Source organism: Streptococcus sp. HMSC074B11 (assembly GCF_001808705.1).
In the GTDB taxonomy this organism is placed as follows: domain Bacteria; phylum Bacillota; class Bacilli; order Lactobacillales; family Streptococcaceae; genus Streptococcus.
In genome coordinates, this window is the sequence record NZ_KV794309.1 from 111915 (window position 1) to 126183 (window position 14269).

A 14269-nucleotide genomic window follows, 5' to 3' on the forward strand; every position below is an offset into this window, starting at 1 on the left:
TGGTTTGAAGAGATTTTCGAAGAGTATTAGGACCTAGTTGAGCTAGGAACCGACAGTATCTTATATAGAATAGGAGAAGGAGATGAGTTCAGGTAAAATTGCTCAGGTTATCGGACCCGTTGTAGACGTTTTGTTTGCAGCTGGAGAAAAACTACCTGAGATTAACAATGCACTTGTCGTCTACAAAAATGACGAAAAGAAAACAAAAATCGTCCTTGAAGTAGCCTTAGAGTTGGGGGATGGTATGATTCGTACCATCGCCATGGAATCAACAGATGGTTTGACTCGTGGAATGGAAGTATTGGACACAGGTCGTCCAATCTCTGTACCAGTAGGTAAAGAAACCTTGGGACGTGTCTTCAACGTTTTGGGAGACACTATTGACTTGGAAGCTCCTTTTGGAGAAGATGCAGAGCGTCAGCCAATTCATAAAAAAGCACCTACTTTTGATGAGTTGTCTACCTCTTCAGAAATTTTAGAAACAGGGATTAAGGTTATCGACCTTCTTGCCCCATATCTTAAAGGTGGTAAGGTCGGGCTCTTCGGTGGTGCCGGAGTTGGTAAGACTGTCTTGATTCAAGAGTTGATTCACAACATTGCCCAAGAACACGGTGGTATTTCAGTATTTACTGGTGTTGGGGAACGTACTCGTGAAGGGAACGACTTATATTGGGAAATGAAGGAATCAGGCGTTATCGAGAAAACAGCCATGGTATTTGGTCAGATGAATGAGCCACCAGGAGCACGTATGCGTGTTGCCCTTACTGGTTTAACAATCGCTGAATACTTCCGTGATGTAGAAGGTCAAGACGTTCTTCTCTTCATTGACAACATTTTCCGTTTCACACAAGCTGGTTCAGAAGTATCTGCCCTTTTAGGTCGTATGCCATCAGCCGTTGGTTACCAACCAACCCTCGCAACAGAAATGGGTCAATTGCAAGAACGTATCACTTCAACTAAAAAAGGTTCTGTAACCTCTATCCAGGCTATCTACGTGCCAGCGGATGACTATACTGACCCAGCGCCAGCAACAGCCTTCGCTCACTTGGATTCTACAACTAACTTGGAACGTAAATTGGTTCAATTGGGGATTTACCCAGCCGTTGACCCACTTGCTTCAAGTTCACGTGCCTTGGCACCTGAAATTGTTGGAGAAGAGCATTATGCAGTAGCTGCTGAAGTGAAACGTGTGCTTCAACGTTACCATGAGTTGCAAGATATCATCGCCATCCTTGGTATGGATGAACTTTCTGATGAAGAAAAGACTTTGGTTGCTCGTGCACGCCGTATTCAGTTCTTCCTTTCACAAAACTTCAACGTTGCGGAACAATTTACTGGTCAACCAGGTTCCTATGTTCCAGTAGCGGAAACAGTTCGTGGATTTAAGGAAATTCTTGATGGAAAACACGATCATCTCCCAGAAGATGCCTTCCGTGGAGTAGGTTCAATCGAAGATGTTATTGCTAAGGCTGAAAAAATGGGATTTTAAGAGGTGATCTATGGCTCAGTTAACTGTCCAGATCGTGACACCAGATGGCCTCGTCTATGATCACCATGCCAGCTTTGTATCGGTTCGAACTCTGGATGGTGAGATGGGGATCTTGCCACGACATCAAAATATGATTGCGGTATTAGCAGTTGATGAAGTTAAAGTCAAACGTATTGATGATGATTCTCATGTGAACTGGATTGCAGTAAATGGAGGAATCATCGAGATTGCAAATGATGTGATTACTATCATTGCAGACTCAGCTGAGCGTGCTCGTGATATCGATATTAGCCGTGCAGAACGTGCCAAACTTCGTGCCGAACGTGAAATTGAAGAAGCACAAGACAAACACTTGATTGACCAAGAGCGTCGTGCTAAGATTGCATTACAACGTGCTATTAACCGAATCAATGTCGGAAATAAACTATAAAAAAATGAGGTTGGGACAAAAAGATCCCGACCTCACTTTTTATTAGCAATCAAACTTTGACGCGGTAGCTGAATGAACTTTTTGTTCGTCTTTTAGATTCCAAAAAGCTCCTAATCATCCTCGCGGGGTTGGGACTACAAAATCTAGACTTTGTCTATAGATTTCTGTCCCACCGCCATTTTTCTATGTTTAAAAAGTGACGCAAACCGCTTCAGGAACGTGAAAGTCATTGGAAAGTTCTGCAAGACGACCAGTTTCTGGATTGCGTTTAAATACTGTTGCATTATCAGAATCCTGATGAACAGCGATGAGAAATTCTTGGTCTGGTGAGAGAATAAAATCTCGAGGAGTTTTTCCGTTTGTAGGAACGAATTCCAACAATTCTAAACTGCCATCAGCTAGAATTGTGTAGACTACAATAGAATCGTGACCACGGTTTGATGCGTAAAGATATTTTCCATCTTCTGAGAGACGAATTGCAGCAGTTCCATTAAAGTCATTAAATCCTTCAGGGAGTGTAGAAATAACTTGCATTTTTTCAAATGCACCAACACCATCATAAATCAAAACTTCAATTGTACTATTGAGTTCACAGATGAGATAAGCAATTTTGTAGTGGTTATGAAAAACAAGGTGACGTGCACCAGCACCAGGGCTGCAGTTGTAAGTAGCTAGCTTATTTAGTTTTCCTTCTGGATTGACATCATAAGTAGTAACCTCATCAGTACCCAAGTCGCAAGTCACTAAATACTGATCTGGTGTTAAATCTGTAAAGTGTACATGTGGAGTAGTTTGATTTTCATGAGGACCATGACCTCTATGTTGAACTGTATCAGCCAATTCAAGACTACCATCTTTTTTTCGTTTATAGACCAGAACTTGTCCCTTATGATAGTTAGCACCGTATACTAGACCACGTTTTTCATCGACAGCAACATAACAGTGAGGGGCACCTTCTGTTACAACATGGTTAAGCAAAGTACCATCAGTTTGATAGGCAGCAATTCCCCCTTGTCCGTCTTTGCTACCGACAGTGTAGAGGTGATTTTCTTGATCAAATGCAAGATAGGTAGGACTTGGTTCAGTAGTAAATAGTTTAAGATTTGATAATTGCCCAGTCTCTGTATCAAAATCAGCTTGATAAATCCCTTGGGATAAGCGACGAGTGTAGGTTCCGAAATAAATTGTTTCAATCATATCTATACCTCTAAATAAAGATGTTTCTATTATATCATAAATTGGGATAACTGAAGATAATGGTAGGGAAAAGAATGAAACTTCTAAGTATAAAATTAGTAAAATGCAAGATGGATTTTTAGAGTTTTCAATCGTCACCTCAACACTTTAAAAACAGTTTATTCTCTGTAAAAATGGTATAATGAAAAGACAAAGGAAAGGAAGTAGATATGGAACAAAAAGAGAAACATTTTAATTTATCTTGGTTTTTTAAATGGTTTTTAGATAATAAGGCTGTTACTGTATTTTTGGTAGCCTTGTTACTAGGTCTGAATATTTTTATTTTAAGTAAGATTAGTTTTTTATTTATCCCTGTCGTTGATTTTTTATCAGTGGTCATGTTACCTGTTATTTTATCAGGATTGCTTTTTTATCTCTTAAACCCACTGGTGGATTTGATGGAGAAGTACAAGATAAATCGTGTCTTAGCCATTAGTATTATCTTTGTCATTATTGCTGTACTTCTGATTATTGGTCTGGCTGTCGCGATTCCAAATCTTCAACGTCAAGTAGTTATTTTTGCGCAAAATGTACCAAATTATCTCGAAGATGCTGATAGAGTTATTGATGATCTTGTAACTAAGCGTTTGCCAGATGACTTTAGACCTCAACTGGAACAGGTTCTGGCTCAGTTTTCAACACAAGCAACTGCTTGGGCAAGTAATATATCTTCTAAGGCTGTGAACTGGGTGAGTGCTCTTATCAGTGGAACGTCTCAAGTCATTGTCGCTCTAATTATCATGCCGTTTATGCTCTTTTATCTCCTTAGAGATGGGAAAGGTTTGAGAGATCATATCACTCAATTCTTACCAAATAAATTGAGAGAACCAGTAGGTAAGGTTCTAACGGATGTGAACCAACAACTTTCTAACTATGTTAGAGGACAAATTACTGTTGCTATTATCGTGGCAATTATGTTTATCATCTTCTTTAAAATTATTGGTTTGAGATATGCGGTGACTCTTGGTATTACTGCTGGGGTCTTAAATCTTATCCCTTATCTTGGAAGTTTCCTTGCTATGATACCAGCTCTGGTCTTAGGGTTAATTGCTGGACCAGTTATGCTCTTGAAAGTTATTATCGTTTTTATCGTAGAGCAGACAATTGAAGGTCGTTTTGTGTCTCCATTGATTTTAGGTAGTCAGCTAAACATCCATCCAATCACTATTCTATTCGTTTTGTTGACGTCTGGTTCTATGTTTGGTGTTTGGGGAGTCCTATTGGGAATTCCTGTTTATGCTTCAGCCAAAGTTGTTATTTCAGCTATTTTTGAATGGTATAAAAAAGTTAGTGGTCTGTATGAGTTAGAAGAGGAGGTTGAAGGTGAGCAATAGTCAAGAAATGCTTGAAGCTTTGGATCAGCAAGATTTAACAAGAGCTGATCACTATTTTCAAAAAGCATTGCTAGAAGACTCTGATGATCTTCTTCTGGAACTGGCTTATTATCTAGAGGGTATTGGTTTTTATCCACAAGCTCGTCAAATCTATGAAAAAATAGCTCCATTATTTCCAGAAGTAAATCTCAATCTAGCTAGTATCGCAAGTGAAGACGGACAAATTGAAGAAGCATTTGCCTATCTGGAAGAAATTCAACCCAATAGCGATTCTTATGTATCTGCTCTTGTTTTAAAGGCTGATTTCTATCAAATGGAAGGATTGACGGATGTAGCTCGCGACAAGCTATTAGAAGCTCTTAATTATTCTGATGATCTTTTATTGATTTTTGGGCTAGCAGAGTTAGATAGTGAACTTGGAAATGATTTAGAAGCGATTAAGGGCTATGCTCAACTGGATAATCGTGAAATATATGAGCAGACAGGGATTTCGACCTATCAACGAATTGGAACTGCCTATGCTCGACTTGGAAAGTTTGAATCAGCCATAGAGTTTTTAGAAAAAGCTTTAGAGTTAGAGTATGAAGATCAGACTGCATTTGAATTAGCAAGTCTTTATTTTGATCAAGAGGAATATCAAAAGGCAGTTTTATATTTTAAACAACTGGATACTATTTCTCCAGATTTTGAAGGGTATGAGTATGGTTATAGTCAGGCTCTACATAAGGAACACCAGACTGAGCAAGCCTTACTGATAGCTCAACAAGGTTTGGAAAAAAATCCATTCGAAACACGTTTACTACTCCTTGCTTCACAATTATCTTACGAATTGCATCAACCTGAGCAGGCGGAAACTTATCTTCTTCAAGCTCAAGAAGATGCGGAAGACCAAGAAGAAATCCTCTTGCGACTAGCAACCATGTATCAGGAGCAAGAACGATATGAGGATATTCTAGCCTTAGAAGTATATGAGCCAGAAAATCTCTTGACTAAGTGGATGATTGCACGGAGTTACCAAGAAACTGAAGATTTGGATGTTGCCTATGAATCTTATCAGGCATTGGTTTCAGAACTCAAGGAAAATCCTGAGTTTTTAGAGCAATACATTCATCTATTACGCGAACTTGGAAGGTTTGAAGAAGCAAAAGAACAGATCCAACACTATCTCAAGTTGGTTCCTGATGACATACAGATGCAAGATTTGTATGAACGTTTATGATGATACCAAAATAGTCGTCTTAGCAGGCGACTATTTTTATAAAATGAAAGATTTAAAAATCTATAAATTCCATCATAAAAATGAATAGATACAGTATGAATTTTTAGCATTTTTTTGATATAATTGTTATAGTTAAATTGAAAAAACTCACTCAAAAAGTGAAAATAGAAAGATTTGAATTATGACACAAGTAAAAATCGTAACAGATTCTTCTGTTACCATTGAACCAGAAGTGGTCAAAGAATTAAATATTACCGTCGTTCCGCTCTCTGTAATGATTGATAGTGTTCTTTATTCGGATGCTGATCTTGAAGAAGGGGAATTTCTTCGCTTGATGAAAGAGAGTAAAAATCTGCCTAAAACAAGTCAACCTCCAGTTGGACTCTTTGCTGAGATTTTTGATGAGTTAAGTAAAGACGGTAGTCAAATTTTAGCCATTCATATGTCTCATGCCTTATCAGGAACTGTCGAAGCAGCTCGTCAGGGTGCAAGTTTGTCAACGGCTAATGTGACCGTATTGGATAGTTCTTTTACAGATCAAGCCCTAAAATTTCAAGTGGTTGAAGCAGCTAAGTTAGCTCAAGAAGGACAAAACATAGAAACAATTGTGGCTCATGTTGAAGAAGTCAAGAAAAATACAGAGCTCTACATCGGTGTTTCTACCTTAGAAAACCTTGTTAAAGGTGGTCGTATTGGCCGAGTGACAGGTCTTTTAAGCTCTCTATTAAATATCCGAGTAGTCATGCAGATGAAGGATGACGAATTGCAACCAATTGTTAAAGGACGTGGGGCTAAGACCTTTAAGAAGTGGTTGGATGAACTGGTTTCAAAACTGTCAGAGCGTTCTGTTTCTGAGATTGGTATTTCCTATTCTGGAACTAGGGACTGGGCAGAAGAGATGAAAGAAATCCTACAACCATTCGTTGAAAAACCAATCTCTGTACTTGAAACAGGTTCGATTATTCAGACCCATACAGGTGAAAATGCTTGGGCTATTTTAGTCAGATATGAGTCCTAAAAAAATAAAGAAAATAGCAAGAAATAGCGTTTTTGACTTGACCTACAAGAGAATTTAGGATATGATTGTAATTGTTAATTAGAAAATATTTGGAGGAATTATTAACATGGCAAACAAACAAGATTTGATCGCTAAAGTAGCAGAAGCTACAGAATTGACAAAGAAAGACTCAGCAGCAGCAGTTGATGCTGTATTTGCAGCAGTAGCTGATTACCTTGCAGCTGGTGAAAAAGTTCAATTGATTGGTTTTGGTAATTTCGAAGTTCGTGAGCGTGCAGCACGTAAAGGTCGCAACCCACAAACTGGTAAAGAAATCACTATCGCAGCTTCAAAAGTTCCAGCATTCAAAGCTGGTAAAGCTCTTAAAGACGCTGTTAAATAATGAATTTAGAAAAAGCCTATTGTATCAAGCTTTCTAGCTTGGTCGATAGGCTTTTTTGTAGTTTTGGGGCAAAAAGGGGGCAGGAGAGAACAGTATCTTCTATATCAGTCATAGATTCTAAGATCTACTATTTGTAAGAATGGTGAAGCCGATAAGCCTATCTCAAGTTAGGCTTGCAAAGAAAAGATTTAGGCCATCATCCATACAATTGGCACTAAATGGATAGCAAATAAGGATGGTGAGAAGAGTTTCCTTTCAAGTATTGAGTCCCTTATAGTATTTCTTGACAGAGTTAGTGAAAGGGTTTACAATTATATAAAAGAAGTCAGGAGGAAGTGAAGATGATTATTTCAACTACGGGAATTGAAGGCAAGAAAATCCTAGCCTACAAAGGAATCGTCTTTGGTGAAGTGGTTGCTGGCGTTAATATGTTCAAAGATATGGCTGCTGGCTTCCGTAATGTTTTTGGAGGACGAGCGAGTAGTTATGAAGGTGAATTGACTCAAGCAAGAGAAGAAGATATAGCAGAAATGATGGAGCGTGCAAGTGAACGTGGAGCAAATGCTATTATAGGTATAAAAATGGACTATGAAACTTTAGGTGCTGAAAATGGTATGCTGATGGTCACTTGTAGTGGAACAGCAGTAGTCGTTGACTCCTGATTTGACGAAACAAAAAAGAACAGTCGAAACTGTTCTTTTATGATTATTTGAGACCGTATTTTTTGTTGAAACGATCCACGCGTCCATCTGCTTGAGTGAACTTTTGACGTCCAGTGTAGAATGGGTGTGAGTCTGATGAAATTTCCACACGGATCAATGGGTAAGTTTCGCCTTCGAACTCAACAGTTTCGTTAGAGCGTTTTGTTGAACCGCTAAGGAATTGGTAACCAGTAGTTGTGTCCATGAAGACAACTGGGCGATATTCTGGATGGATATCTTTTTTCATTTTGCAATATTTCCTTTCTGCCATGGTCTCTTTGCGAGCCATAGATTGTTACCATACTAGTCTAACAGATTATGCTAAGTTTGGCAAGCTTTTTATCTATTTTTTCAGTAAGTTTTTTAATTTTTGGTAGATGACTTCATTTTCCTCTAGGCTATAGGAGTTAGCACCACTTGCAAGTGGGTGACCACCACCATCATGTTCTTTTGCAACACCATTGATTGGAACGAATTTGCTGCGAAGTCGAACGCGATAGTGGCCATCTGCTTGTTCCACAAATATTCCCCAAAGGTTAACAGTATCAATACGACCTGGAGCACCAACAATGGCTGCTGTTTCTGCGTCTGTTACTTGATATGTTTTTAGAATTTCTTGAGTCAGAATGACACGCGCAACACCGTTTTCATCAACTTCTAAGTGATCATAGACATAACCTTGAAGTTTAGCAATTTTAAAGCTCATGGTGTCCATTTTACGTGCTAATTCAGCATAGTCAAAGTTATGTTCTCTTAGTTTACTAGCAATTCGAAGGGTACGAGCAGAAGTGGACGGATAAAGGAAACGGCCTGTGTCACCAATAATTCCAGCACAGAGCATTTTAGCTGCATAGTCAGATAATTCAAGATTAGTTGCTTCAGCAAAGAGAGCAATCATCTCACTGGCACTGCTTGAGTTGGTATCTACCCAAACAAGATCTCCGTAGACTTCGTCATTTGGATGGTGGTCAATTTTAATAATGGTTTCAGCATTGATATAACGTTTATCATCGATACGAGCAGTATTTGCTGTATCACAAATGATAGCAAGCGCCCCTTGATAATCTTTGTCTTCTACCTGATCCATCTTTGTAAGCCATGTTAGGGTAGGTTCATCATAACCGACTACCTTGATTTTTTTTTCTGGGAAATGATGTTCCAGAAGTGCTTTGAGTCCAACCTGACTTCCTAAGGCATCAGGATCGGGTTTCATGTGACGGTGAATGATAATGGTATCGTATGCTTTAATTTTTTCTAAAATTTGATGGCAAATTTCCATAAGTAACCTCAATTCTTTCTTATTTCATTGTAGCACAAGAGTTTTTATTTTTAAAATGAAAAAGATGTGATATAATGGAGGAAGATAAATTGAGGAGGACGATATGGCATTAGCAAAAATTGTATTTGCCAGTATGACCGGTAATACCGAAGAAATTGCAGATATTGTAGCAGATAAATTGCGTGAGTTGGGCTTAGAGGTAGATGTTGATGAGTGTACAACTGTTGACGCATCTGACTTTCTTGAAGCAGATATCGCAATCGTTGCAACCTACACTTATGGTGATGGAGAGTTACCAGATGAGATGATGGACTTCTACGAAGATCTAGCAGATCTTAATTTGAGTGGCAAGATCTACGGTGTGGTAGGATCAGGCGATACTTTCTACGATGAGTTCTGTAAAGCTGTTGATGACTTTGATCGTGTATTTGTGGCAACAGGAGCTGAAAAGGGCTCAGAGTGCGTCAAAGTGGATCTCTCTGCAGAAGAAGAAGATATCGAACGCTTGGAACAATTCGCAGAAGAATTGGCTGCTAAAGTAGGATAAGCATGAAGTTGCACTGATGAAAGTTGTCAGTGCAGTTTTTGTTAGTTGTTCCTAAAAATGTACCATTCCATCTAGAAGATTTTTGCTAAAATCATTCAAATAAAAAAGGAGACACTATGGATTTAGATATTATTAGACAAGAAATCGATCAAATTGATGATCAAATCGTGAAGCACTTGGAAGAAAGAATGCATCTTGTGGAAGGCGTAGTTGCTTATAAAAATGCTTCAGGAAAACCGATTTTGGACACCAAAAGAGAAGAAGCTATCTTTGAAAAAGTCAGAAGTCGTGTCAGCAATAAAAAATACGAAGAGACAATTGTCGCGACTTTTTCAGACATTCTCAAACGTTCACGCGATTATCAGGATAAAAACATCAAATGAAAAAAGAACAATTTTACCCACTAGGAATTTTTCTAGCTGCCATGTTGGGAGGACTTGTCCGATATCAGATTTCGAGATGGTTGCCAGCCAGCCCGGATTTTCCATGGGGAACTCTCTTTGCTAACTATTTAGGAATTTTCTGCTTAGTCTATCTTGTCAAAGGTTATTTGGTTTATAAGGGGAGCAGTAAGGGTCTGATTTTAGCACTTGGTACAGGCTTTTGTGGCGGTTTAACGACTTTTTCTAGCCTCGTGTTAGATGCCGTAAAATTGCTGGATACAGGTTCTTATCCAAGCCTGATAATCTATTTAGTTTTGAGCATTGGTGGAGGGCTTTTATTGGCTTATTGTTTAGGGAGGAAGAAATGGTAATCATATATTTAGCACTTGCTTGTGGCGTTGGAGCGCTTGTTCGTTATTTCCTTTCTACCCTCAATCAAGAGAGAGTTTTACCATTAGGAACACTTCTAGCAAATCTTTTGGGCTGTTTTTTGATTGGCTTATTTTACAATCATGTGGAGTCTAAAGAAGTCTATCTTATCCTTGCCACAGGATTTTGTGGAGGTTTAACCACTTTTTCAACCTTGAATGATGAACTCCAAAAACTCTTAACTGATAAGAAGAACTTTTACAGATATTTTCTCTTAACCTACTTAGGTGGTTTCGTAGCAATTTTTTTAGGAATTTTGCTATAAATTTCTTTACTTTTTTTTAGAAATTTGGTAAACTGTATCTTGTGTGTAATGGACGCACAAAAATACAGTTTATCCGCTGAGGAAGCTTCCTCATGATTGACAAAGATAGGAGAATAAAATGAATCCATTAATCCAAAGCTTGACTGAAGGTCAACTTCGTACAGATATCCCATCATTCCGTCCTGGTGACACTGTTCGTGTACACGCGAAAGTTGTCGAAGGTAACCGTGAACGTGTTCAGATCTTTGAAGGTGTTGTTATTGCACGTAAAGGTGCTGGCATCTCAGAAAACTACACAGTTCGTAAAATCTCTAACGGTGTAGGTGTTGAACGTATCTTCCCAATCCACACTCCACGTGTTGAAAAGATCGAAGTTGTTCGTTACGGTAAAGTACGTCGTGCGAAATTGTACTACTTGCGTGCTCTTCAAGGTAAAGCAGCTCGTATCAAAGAAATCCGTCGTTAATTCGACCAAAAAACTCTGCTCATTCGGCAGAGTTTTTCTCTAGCTCCCTTAGTTCAATGGATATAACAACTCCCTCCTAAGGAGTAGTTGCAGGTTCGATTCCTGCAGGGGGCATTTTTAGTAATGTAAAGAAAGACAAAGAAAATTCAAAATGTTTATTTAAAGGCAATTATCACAAGTTCATTTTTAAAAATAATTTAGTATTTTTAATTTTTTTGACCAAATCATGACCAAATTTTGACCAAAAATTATATTTTGTCAATGGCTAGAGAATAAAATGGATCATGAAAATGTCTTTGATTTATAGTAGTGTTAATTCTCCCATCAAATACAGTTTTTCTACTCTCAAGATTTAAGTAACTGTACAACCAATACTGGAAATTGAGTTCTAACATAGTAAAAACCGCTTAGCAGAGCGGTCTTTGTCTATTCTTTCTACAACACCCAAGTTCGAATAGCATGAGCAACGCCTGATTCGTCATTAGATTTAGTGATGTATTTGGCGATTTTTTTGAGTTCTGGATTTCCGTTTTCCATAACAACGGGGTTACCAACAACTTCAAGCATGGCACGGTCATTTTCCTCGTCACCGATAGCCATAGTTTCATCCTTGTTCAAACCGAGTTTCTCAGCTAAGTGAGTGATAGCTGAACCCTTGTCTACCCCCTTTTTGAGAAGTTCAAGGTAGAAAGGAGCAGATTTGTTGATAGAGTAGCGGTCGTAAAATTCTGCTGGAATCTTTTCAATCGCAGCATCGAGAATTTCTGGTTCATCGATAAACATACACTTGACGATTTCCTTATCAGCCATTTCTTCAGGCGTACGATAGAAGATGGGCATGCTGACGAGGGTTGATTCGTGAACAGTGTATTTTCCGATATTGCGATTGGCTGTGTAGATGCCATCCTTGGTAATAGCATGCATATGGACACCGAGCTTACGACTGAGGAATTCCATATCTAGATAATCCTCGTAAGTCAAGGATTCGCTGATAATTTCATGACCTGTAGCGGTTTCTTGAACAAGGGCACCGTTGAAGGTAACAACGTAGTCCCCTTCGTCTCTTAATTTCAAGTCATCTAAAAGTTTGGCAACTCCTGCGATAGGGCGCCCAGTTGCAATCATAACTTTGACACCAGCTTGTTTGGCATCTTGGATGGCAGAAAAGACTTCAGGAGTGATCTCCTTTTGACTGTTGACAAGGGTTCCATCGATATCGACGGCGATTAGTTTAATACTCATACTAGTTCCTCTTTTAGTATTTATTTGGTTTAAAATGATCGTTTTCAATCAAGTGTAAAAATTGCTGGGTGATAGTTGCAAAGATGCTGTTTTGATCCAACATTTCTTTTGGGAAGTAGAAACGATTATCTCCGTGGCGACTGCCAGCAAGGGATTGAACGATAGGAGAAAGGCTAGAGAGTTCGGCTAGTTCTCCATTTTTTTGTATAATCTCAATCTGCGTTCGTGGGTTTTCAGATTCAGGGCGATAGATATCATAAGGAAGGTCAAAGTTCTTATGAATAGCTGTGTAATATTCGGGCTCAAAGCCGATATCTTCTACCAGTTTTCTCATAGATGCAAGTTGTTCTTGATCTTCTTGTGAAAAGGTGATTGATTTAAAGACCTTGCGATTGACAAAGCGTTGTGACAGGTCAGCTAAAATCTTGTCAGAACTGGTCATCCATAGTTGGAAATAGGTATTCATAACTCCGTCATCCAAAGATAGATAGTCAGCTAAGCTAACATTTTTTTCGAAAAATGGCAGTAGATGTGGGGATGTAAGTGTAAAGAAGTCCTTGTTTCCTGGATAAAGTTCTTTAGCACGTTTCAAAAGATTCTGCAGAAGTACTTCCATAGCACGTGTTGCTGGATGGAAATATACCTGCATATACATTTGATAGCGACTTAGAACATAGTCTTCGATGGCATGCATCCCGTTTCGTTGGAAAGCAATTCCGTTTTCGATAGGGCGAATAACTCGTAAGATACGTGTTAGGTCAAATTCCCCATAAGAAGCCCCTGTAAAATAGGAGTCACGTAAGAGATAGTCCATGCGGTCTGCATCGATTTGACTTGAAATCAGTTGGACCACCTGCTTATTTGGATAAGTGTGGTCTATAACGCTAGCTACCTTTTCTGGGAAATCTGGAGCTACCTGTAAAAGAACCTGATGAATCTCTGTTTCAGGGCTTTGGATAATTTCCTGCGTAATCGCCTCATGATCGGTATCAAAGAGATTTTCAAAGGTATGCGAGTAGGCACCATGTCCTAAGTCATGAAGGAGGGCTGCAGTCATGGTTAGGAGGGACTCCGAAGGATCCCATTCTTTAGGATACTTTTCCTCAAAAATCTCGGTGATGCGTCGTGCAATCTCGTAAACACCCAGACAGTGAGAGAAACGACTATGTTCTCCACCATGAAAGGTGTAGCTGGATGTTCCGAGCTGCTTGATACGACGAAGCCGTTGAAATTCTTTGGTATTGATTAAGTCATAGATAATCTGATTATCAACATGGATATAATTGTGAACAGGGTCACGAAATACTTTTTCATTCATAAAACCATTATAGCAAAAAGCCACAGTTTTTGGTAAAATAGTAGGATAATAGTGAAGAAAGAGGACTTGAAGTGAAGATTCGAATGAGAAATACCATCCAATTTGATGAACAATTGGAAGTGATTGACCAACTTTATGACGTTGAGTTACGTGAGAAAGGTGATTTTTCCTATCTCCTTTTTTACAATGAAGAGAAGGAAAAAGTGGTACTCAAGTTTAATGATACAGAGTTGGTGATGTCTCGATTTTCCAACCCTAAGACCATCATGCGTTTTCTGAAGGAAGCTGATAGTTTAGCCTATATTCCTACACCAATGGGGATACAGGAGTTTATCATCCAAACAAGCCATTATCAAGTTGAACAACAAAAGATTGAACTAGCCTATCAACTACAAAACAAAGAAGGAGTTCCATTTGCGGACTATCGCTTAGAAATTACCTGGGGGTAAAAAGTCGGTGGAGGAGAGATTAGTATATAAAGTTTCGATTTCCTAGTTCCAAATCAGCTAGCAAGTCAAATTTTTTTACTAA

18 protein-coding genes and 1 tRNA gene are annotated in these 14269 nt (G+C 38.8%); 14 read left to right on the forward strand and 5 right to left on the reverse strand.

Annotated features, from left to right (window positions below; translation table 11 throughout):
- Window positions 1-82: 82 nt before the first annotated feature.
- Together atpD and HMPREF2619_RS09950 are read left to right on the forward strand one after the other, a co-directional pair.
- Window positions 83-1489, forward strand: coding sequence for a F0F1 ATP synthase subunit beta (atpD, locus tag HMPREF2619_RS09945; RefSeq protein WP_000094353.1), 1407 nt, complete (start codon window positions 83-85; stop codon window positions 1487-1489).
- A 10-nt stretch (window positions 1490-1499) separates the two neighbouring features.
- The gene (locus tag HMPREF2619_RS09950) at window positions 1500-1919 is read left to right on the forward strand and encodes a F0F1 ATP synthase subunit epsilon (protein WP_049503620.1); all 420 of its coding nucleotides are present in this window, start codon (window positions 1500-1502) and stop codon (window positions 1917-1919) included.
- A gap of 189 nt (window positions 1920-2108) precedes the next feature.
- On the opposite strand, the gene HMPREF2619_RS09955 is transcribed toward HMPREF2619_RS09950, so the two are convergent.
- On the reverse strand, window positions 2109-3116 hold the full coding sequence (locus tag HMPREF2619_RS09955; RefSeq protein WP_049528181.1) for a lactonase family protein: 1008 nt from the start codon (window positions 3114-3116) through the stop codon (window positions 2109-2111).
- A 209-nt stretch (window positions 3117-3325) separates the two neighbouring features.
- Here HMPREF2619_RS09955 and HMPREF2619_RS09960 point away from each other — a divergent pair, with 209 nt between their 5' ends.
- The 5 genes from HMPREF2619_RS09960 to HMPREF2619_RS09980 all read left to right on the forward strand — a co-directional run bounded on the left by HMPREF2619_RS09960 (window position 3326) and on the right by HMPREF2619_RS09980 (window position 7770).
- The gene (locus tag HMPREF2619_RS09960; RefSeq protein WP_049528185.1) at window positions 3326-4489 is read left to right on the forward strand and encodes an AI-2E family transporter; all 1164 of its coding nucleotides are present in this window, start codon (window positions 3326-3328) and stop codon (window positions 4487-4489) included.
- On the forward strand, window positions 4479-5708 hold the full coding sequence (locus HMPREF2619_RS09965) for a tetratricopeptide repeat protein (protein WP_049528187.1): 1230 nt from the start codon (window positions 4479-4481) through the stop codon (window positions 5706-5708). Before HMPREF2619_RS09960 ends, HMPREF2619_RS09965 begins: the two co-directional genes overlap by 11 nt.
- A gap of 181 nt (window positions 5709-5889) precedes the next feature.
- The gene (locus HMPREF2619_RS09970) at window positions 5890-6726 is read left to right on the forward strand and encodes a DegV family protein (protein ID WP_049528190.1); all 837 of its coding nucleotides are present in this window, start codon (window positions 5890-5892) and stop codon (window positions 6724-6726) included.
- A gap of 106 nt (window positions 6727-6832) precedes the next feature.
- Complete coding sequence (locus HMPREF2619_RS09975) at window positions 6833-7108, forward strand: HU family DNA-binding protein (RefSeq protein ID WP_001284633.1); 276 nt, start codon at window positions 6833-6835, stop codon at window positions 7106-7108.
- A 341-nt stretch (window positions 7109-7449) separates the two neighbouring features.
- Window positions 7450-7770: a heavy metal-binding domain-containing protein gene (locus HMPREF2619_RS09980; RefSeq protein WP_070461032.1), complete on the forward strand. Its 321-nt coding sequence runs from the start codon at window positions 7450-7452 to the stop codon at window positions 7768-7770.
- Window positions 7771-7813: 43 nt separating this feature from the next.
- Here HMPREF2619_RS09980 and HMPREF2619_RS09985 read toward each other — a convergent pair whose 3' ends face one another.
- Together HMPREF2619_RS09985 and HMPREF2619_RS09990 are read right to left on the reverse strand one after the other, a co-directional pair.
- Entirely contained in the window at window positions 7814-8056 is a 243-nt protein-coding gene (locus HMPREF2619_RS09985; RefSeq protein ID WP_000710764.1) for a type B 50S ribosomal protein L31, read from the reverse strand.
- Window positions 8057-8152: 96 nt separating this feature from the next.
- Window positions 8153-9088, reverse strand: a complete 936-nt coding sequence (locus HMPREF2619_RS09990) for a DHH family phosphoesterase (RefSeq protein ID WP_070461034.1) — start codon at window positions 9086-9088, stop codon at window positions 8153-8155.
- 103 nt (window positions 9089-9191) lie between these two features.
- On the opposite strand from HMPREF2619_RS09990, the gene HMPREF2619_RS09995 reads away from it, so the two are divergent.
- The 6 genes from HMPREF2619_RS09995 (at window position 9192) to HMPREF2619_RS10020 (ending at window position 11292) form a co-directional block, all read left to right on the forward strand.
- The gene (locus HMPREF2619_RS09995; RefSeq protein ID WP_001162134.1) at window positions 9192-9635 is read left to right on the forward strand and encodes a flavodoxin; all 444 of its coding nucleotides are present in this window, start codon (window positions 9192-9194) and stop codon (window positions 9633-9635) included.
- A 116-nt stretch (window positions 9636-9751) separates the two neighbouring features.
- Entirely contained in the window at window positions 9752-10018 is a 267-nt protein-coding gene (locus HMPREF2619_RS10000; RefSeq protein WP_070461038.1) for a chorismate mutase, read from the forward strand.
- A complete protein-coding gene (gene crcB, locus HMPREF2619_RS10005; RefSeq protein ID WP_070461040.1) occupies window positions 10015-10389 on the forward strand; it encodes a fluoride efflux transporter CrcB in 375 nt (124 codons plus the stop codon). The genes HMPREF2619_RS10000 and crcB (HMPREF2619_RS10005) overlap by 4 nt, the downstream gene beginning before the upstream one ends.
- Window positions 10383-10712, forward strand: coding sequence for a fluoride efflux transporter CrcB (crcB, locus tag HMPREF2619_RS10010; RefSeq protein WP_070461041.1), 330 nt, complete (start codon window positions 10383-10385; stop codon window positions 10710-10712). Before crcB (HMPREF2619_RS10005) ends, crcB (HMPREF2619_RS10010) begins: the two co-directional genes overlap by 7 nt.
- Before the next feature lie 118 nt (window positions 10713-10830).
- Window positions 10831-11178: a 50S ribosomal protein L19 gene (gene rplS / locus HMPREF2619_RS10015; protein WP_001068670.1), complete on the forward strand. Its 348-nt coding sequence runs from the start codon at window positions 10831-10833 to the stop codon at window positions 11176-11178.
- 42 nt (window positions 11179-11220) lie between these two features.
- Window positions 11221-11292, forward strand: a tRNA-Arg gene (locus HMPREF2619_RS10020).
- A gap of 321 nt (window positions 11293-11613) precedes the next feature.
- Here the strand turns inward: HMPREF2619_RS10020 and yidA are convergent.
- Window positions 11614-12420, reverse strand: coding sequence for a sugar-phosphatase (gene yidA, locus HMPREF2619_RS10025; protein ID WP_070461042.1), 807 nt, complete (start codon window positions 12418-12420; stop codon window positions 11614-11616).
- A gap of 13 nt (window positions 12421-12433) precedes the next feature.
- Complete coding sequence (locus HMPREF2619_RS10030; RefSeq protein ID WP_070461044.1) at window positions 12434-13738, reverse strand: HD domain-containing protein; 1305 nt, start codon at window positions 13736-13738, stop codon at window positions 12434-12436.
- A 71-nt stretch (window positions 13739-13809) separates the two neighbouring features.
- Here HMPREF2619_RS10030 and HMPREF2619_RS10035 point away from each other — a divergent pair, with 71 nt between their 5' ends.
- Window positions 13810-14187: a YwiB family protein gene (locus tag HMPREF2619_RS10035; RefSeq protein ID WP_083279655.1), complete on the forward strand. Its 378-nt coding sequence runs from the start codon at window positions 13810-13812 to the stop codon at window positions 14185-14187.
- Window positions 14188-14269: the final 82 nt, after the last annotated feature.

What these genes read in the sequence shown, in the direction of transcription:
- HMPREF2619_RS09960 (WP_049528185.1), top strand. Translation starts at nt 3,326, where the DNA reads ATGGAACAAAAAGAGAAACATTTTAATTTATCTTGGTTTTTTAAATGG.
- HMPREF2619_RS09985 (WP_000710764.1), bottom strand. Translation starts at nt 8,056, where the DNA reads ATGAAAAAAGATATCCATCCAGAATATCGCCCAGTTGTCTTCATGGAC.
- rplS (WP_001068670.1), top strand. Translation starts at nt 10,831, where the DNA reads ATGAATCCATTAATCCAAAGCTTGACTGAAGGTCAACTTCGTACAGAT.
- HMPREF2619_RS09990 (WP_070461034.1), bottom strand. Translation starts at nt 9,088, where the DNA reads ATGGAAATTTGCCATCAAATTTTAGAAAAAATTAAAGCATACGATACC.
- HMPREF2619_RS09970 (WP_049528190.1), top strand. Translation starts at nt 5,890, where the DNA reads ATGACACAAGTAAAAATCGTAACAGATTCTTCTGTTACCATTGAACCA.
- HMPREF2619_RS09950 (WP_049503620.1), top strand. Translation starts at nt 1,500, where the DNA reads ATGGCTCAGTTAACTGTCCAGATCGTGACACCAGATGGCCTCGTCTAT.
- HMPREF2619_RS10000 (WP_070461038.1), top strand. Translation starts at nt 9,752, where the DNA reads ATGGATTTAGATATTATTAGACAAGAAATCGATCAAATTGATGATCAA.
- atpD (WP_000094353.1), top strand. Translation starts at nt 83, where the DNA reads ATGAGTTCAGGTAAAATTGCTCAGGTTATCGGACCCGTTGTAGACGTT.
- HMPREF2619_RS09975 (WP_001284633.1), top strand. Translation starts at nt 6,833, where the DNA reads ATGGCAAACAAACAAGATTTGATCGCTAAAGTAGCAGAAGCTACAGAA.
- HMPREF2619_RS10030 (WP_070461044.1), bottom strand. Translation starts at nt 13,738, where the DNA reads ATGAATGAAAAAGTATTTCGTGACCCTGTTCACAATTATATCCATGTT.
- crcB (WP_070461040.1), top strand. Translation starts at nt 10,015, where the DNA reads ATGAAAAAAGAACAATTTTACCCACTAGGAATTTTTCTAGCTGCCATG.
- yidA (WP_070461042.1), bottom strand. Translation starts at nt 12,420, where the DNA reads ATGAGTATTAAACTAATCGCCGTCGATATCGATGGAACCCTTGTCAAC.
- HMPREF2619_RS09980 (WP_070461032.1), top strand. Translation starts at nt 7,450, where the DNA reads ATGATTATTTCAACTACGGGAATTGAAGGCAAGAAAATCCTAGCCTAC.
- crcB (WP_070461041.1), top strand. Translation starts at nt 10,383, where the DNA reads ATGGTAATCATATATTTAGCACTTGCTTGTGGCGTTGGAGCGCTTGTT.
- HMPREF2619_RS09955 (WP_049528181.1), bottom strand. Translation starts at nt 3,116, where the DNA reads ATGATTGAAACAATTTATTTCGGAACCTACACTCGTCGCTTATCCCAA.
- HMPREF2619_RS09995 (WP_001162134.1), top strand. Translation starts at nt 9,192, where the DNA reads ATGGCATTAGCAAAAATTGTATTTGCCAGTATGACCGGTAATACCGAA.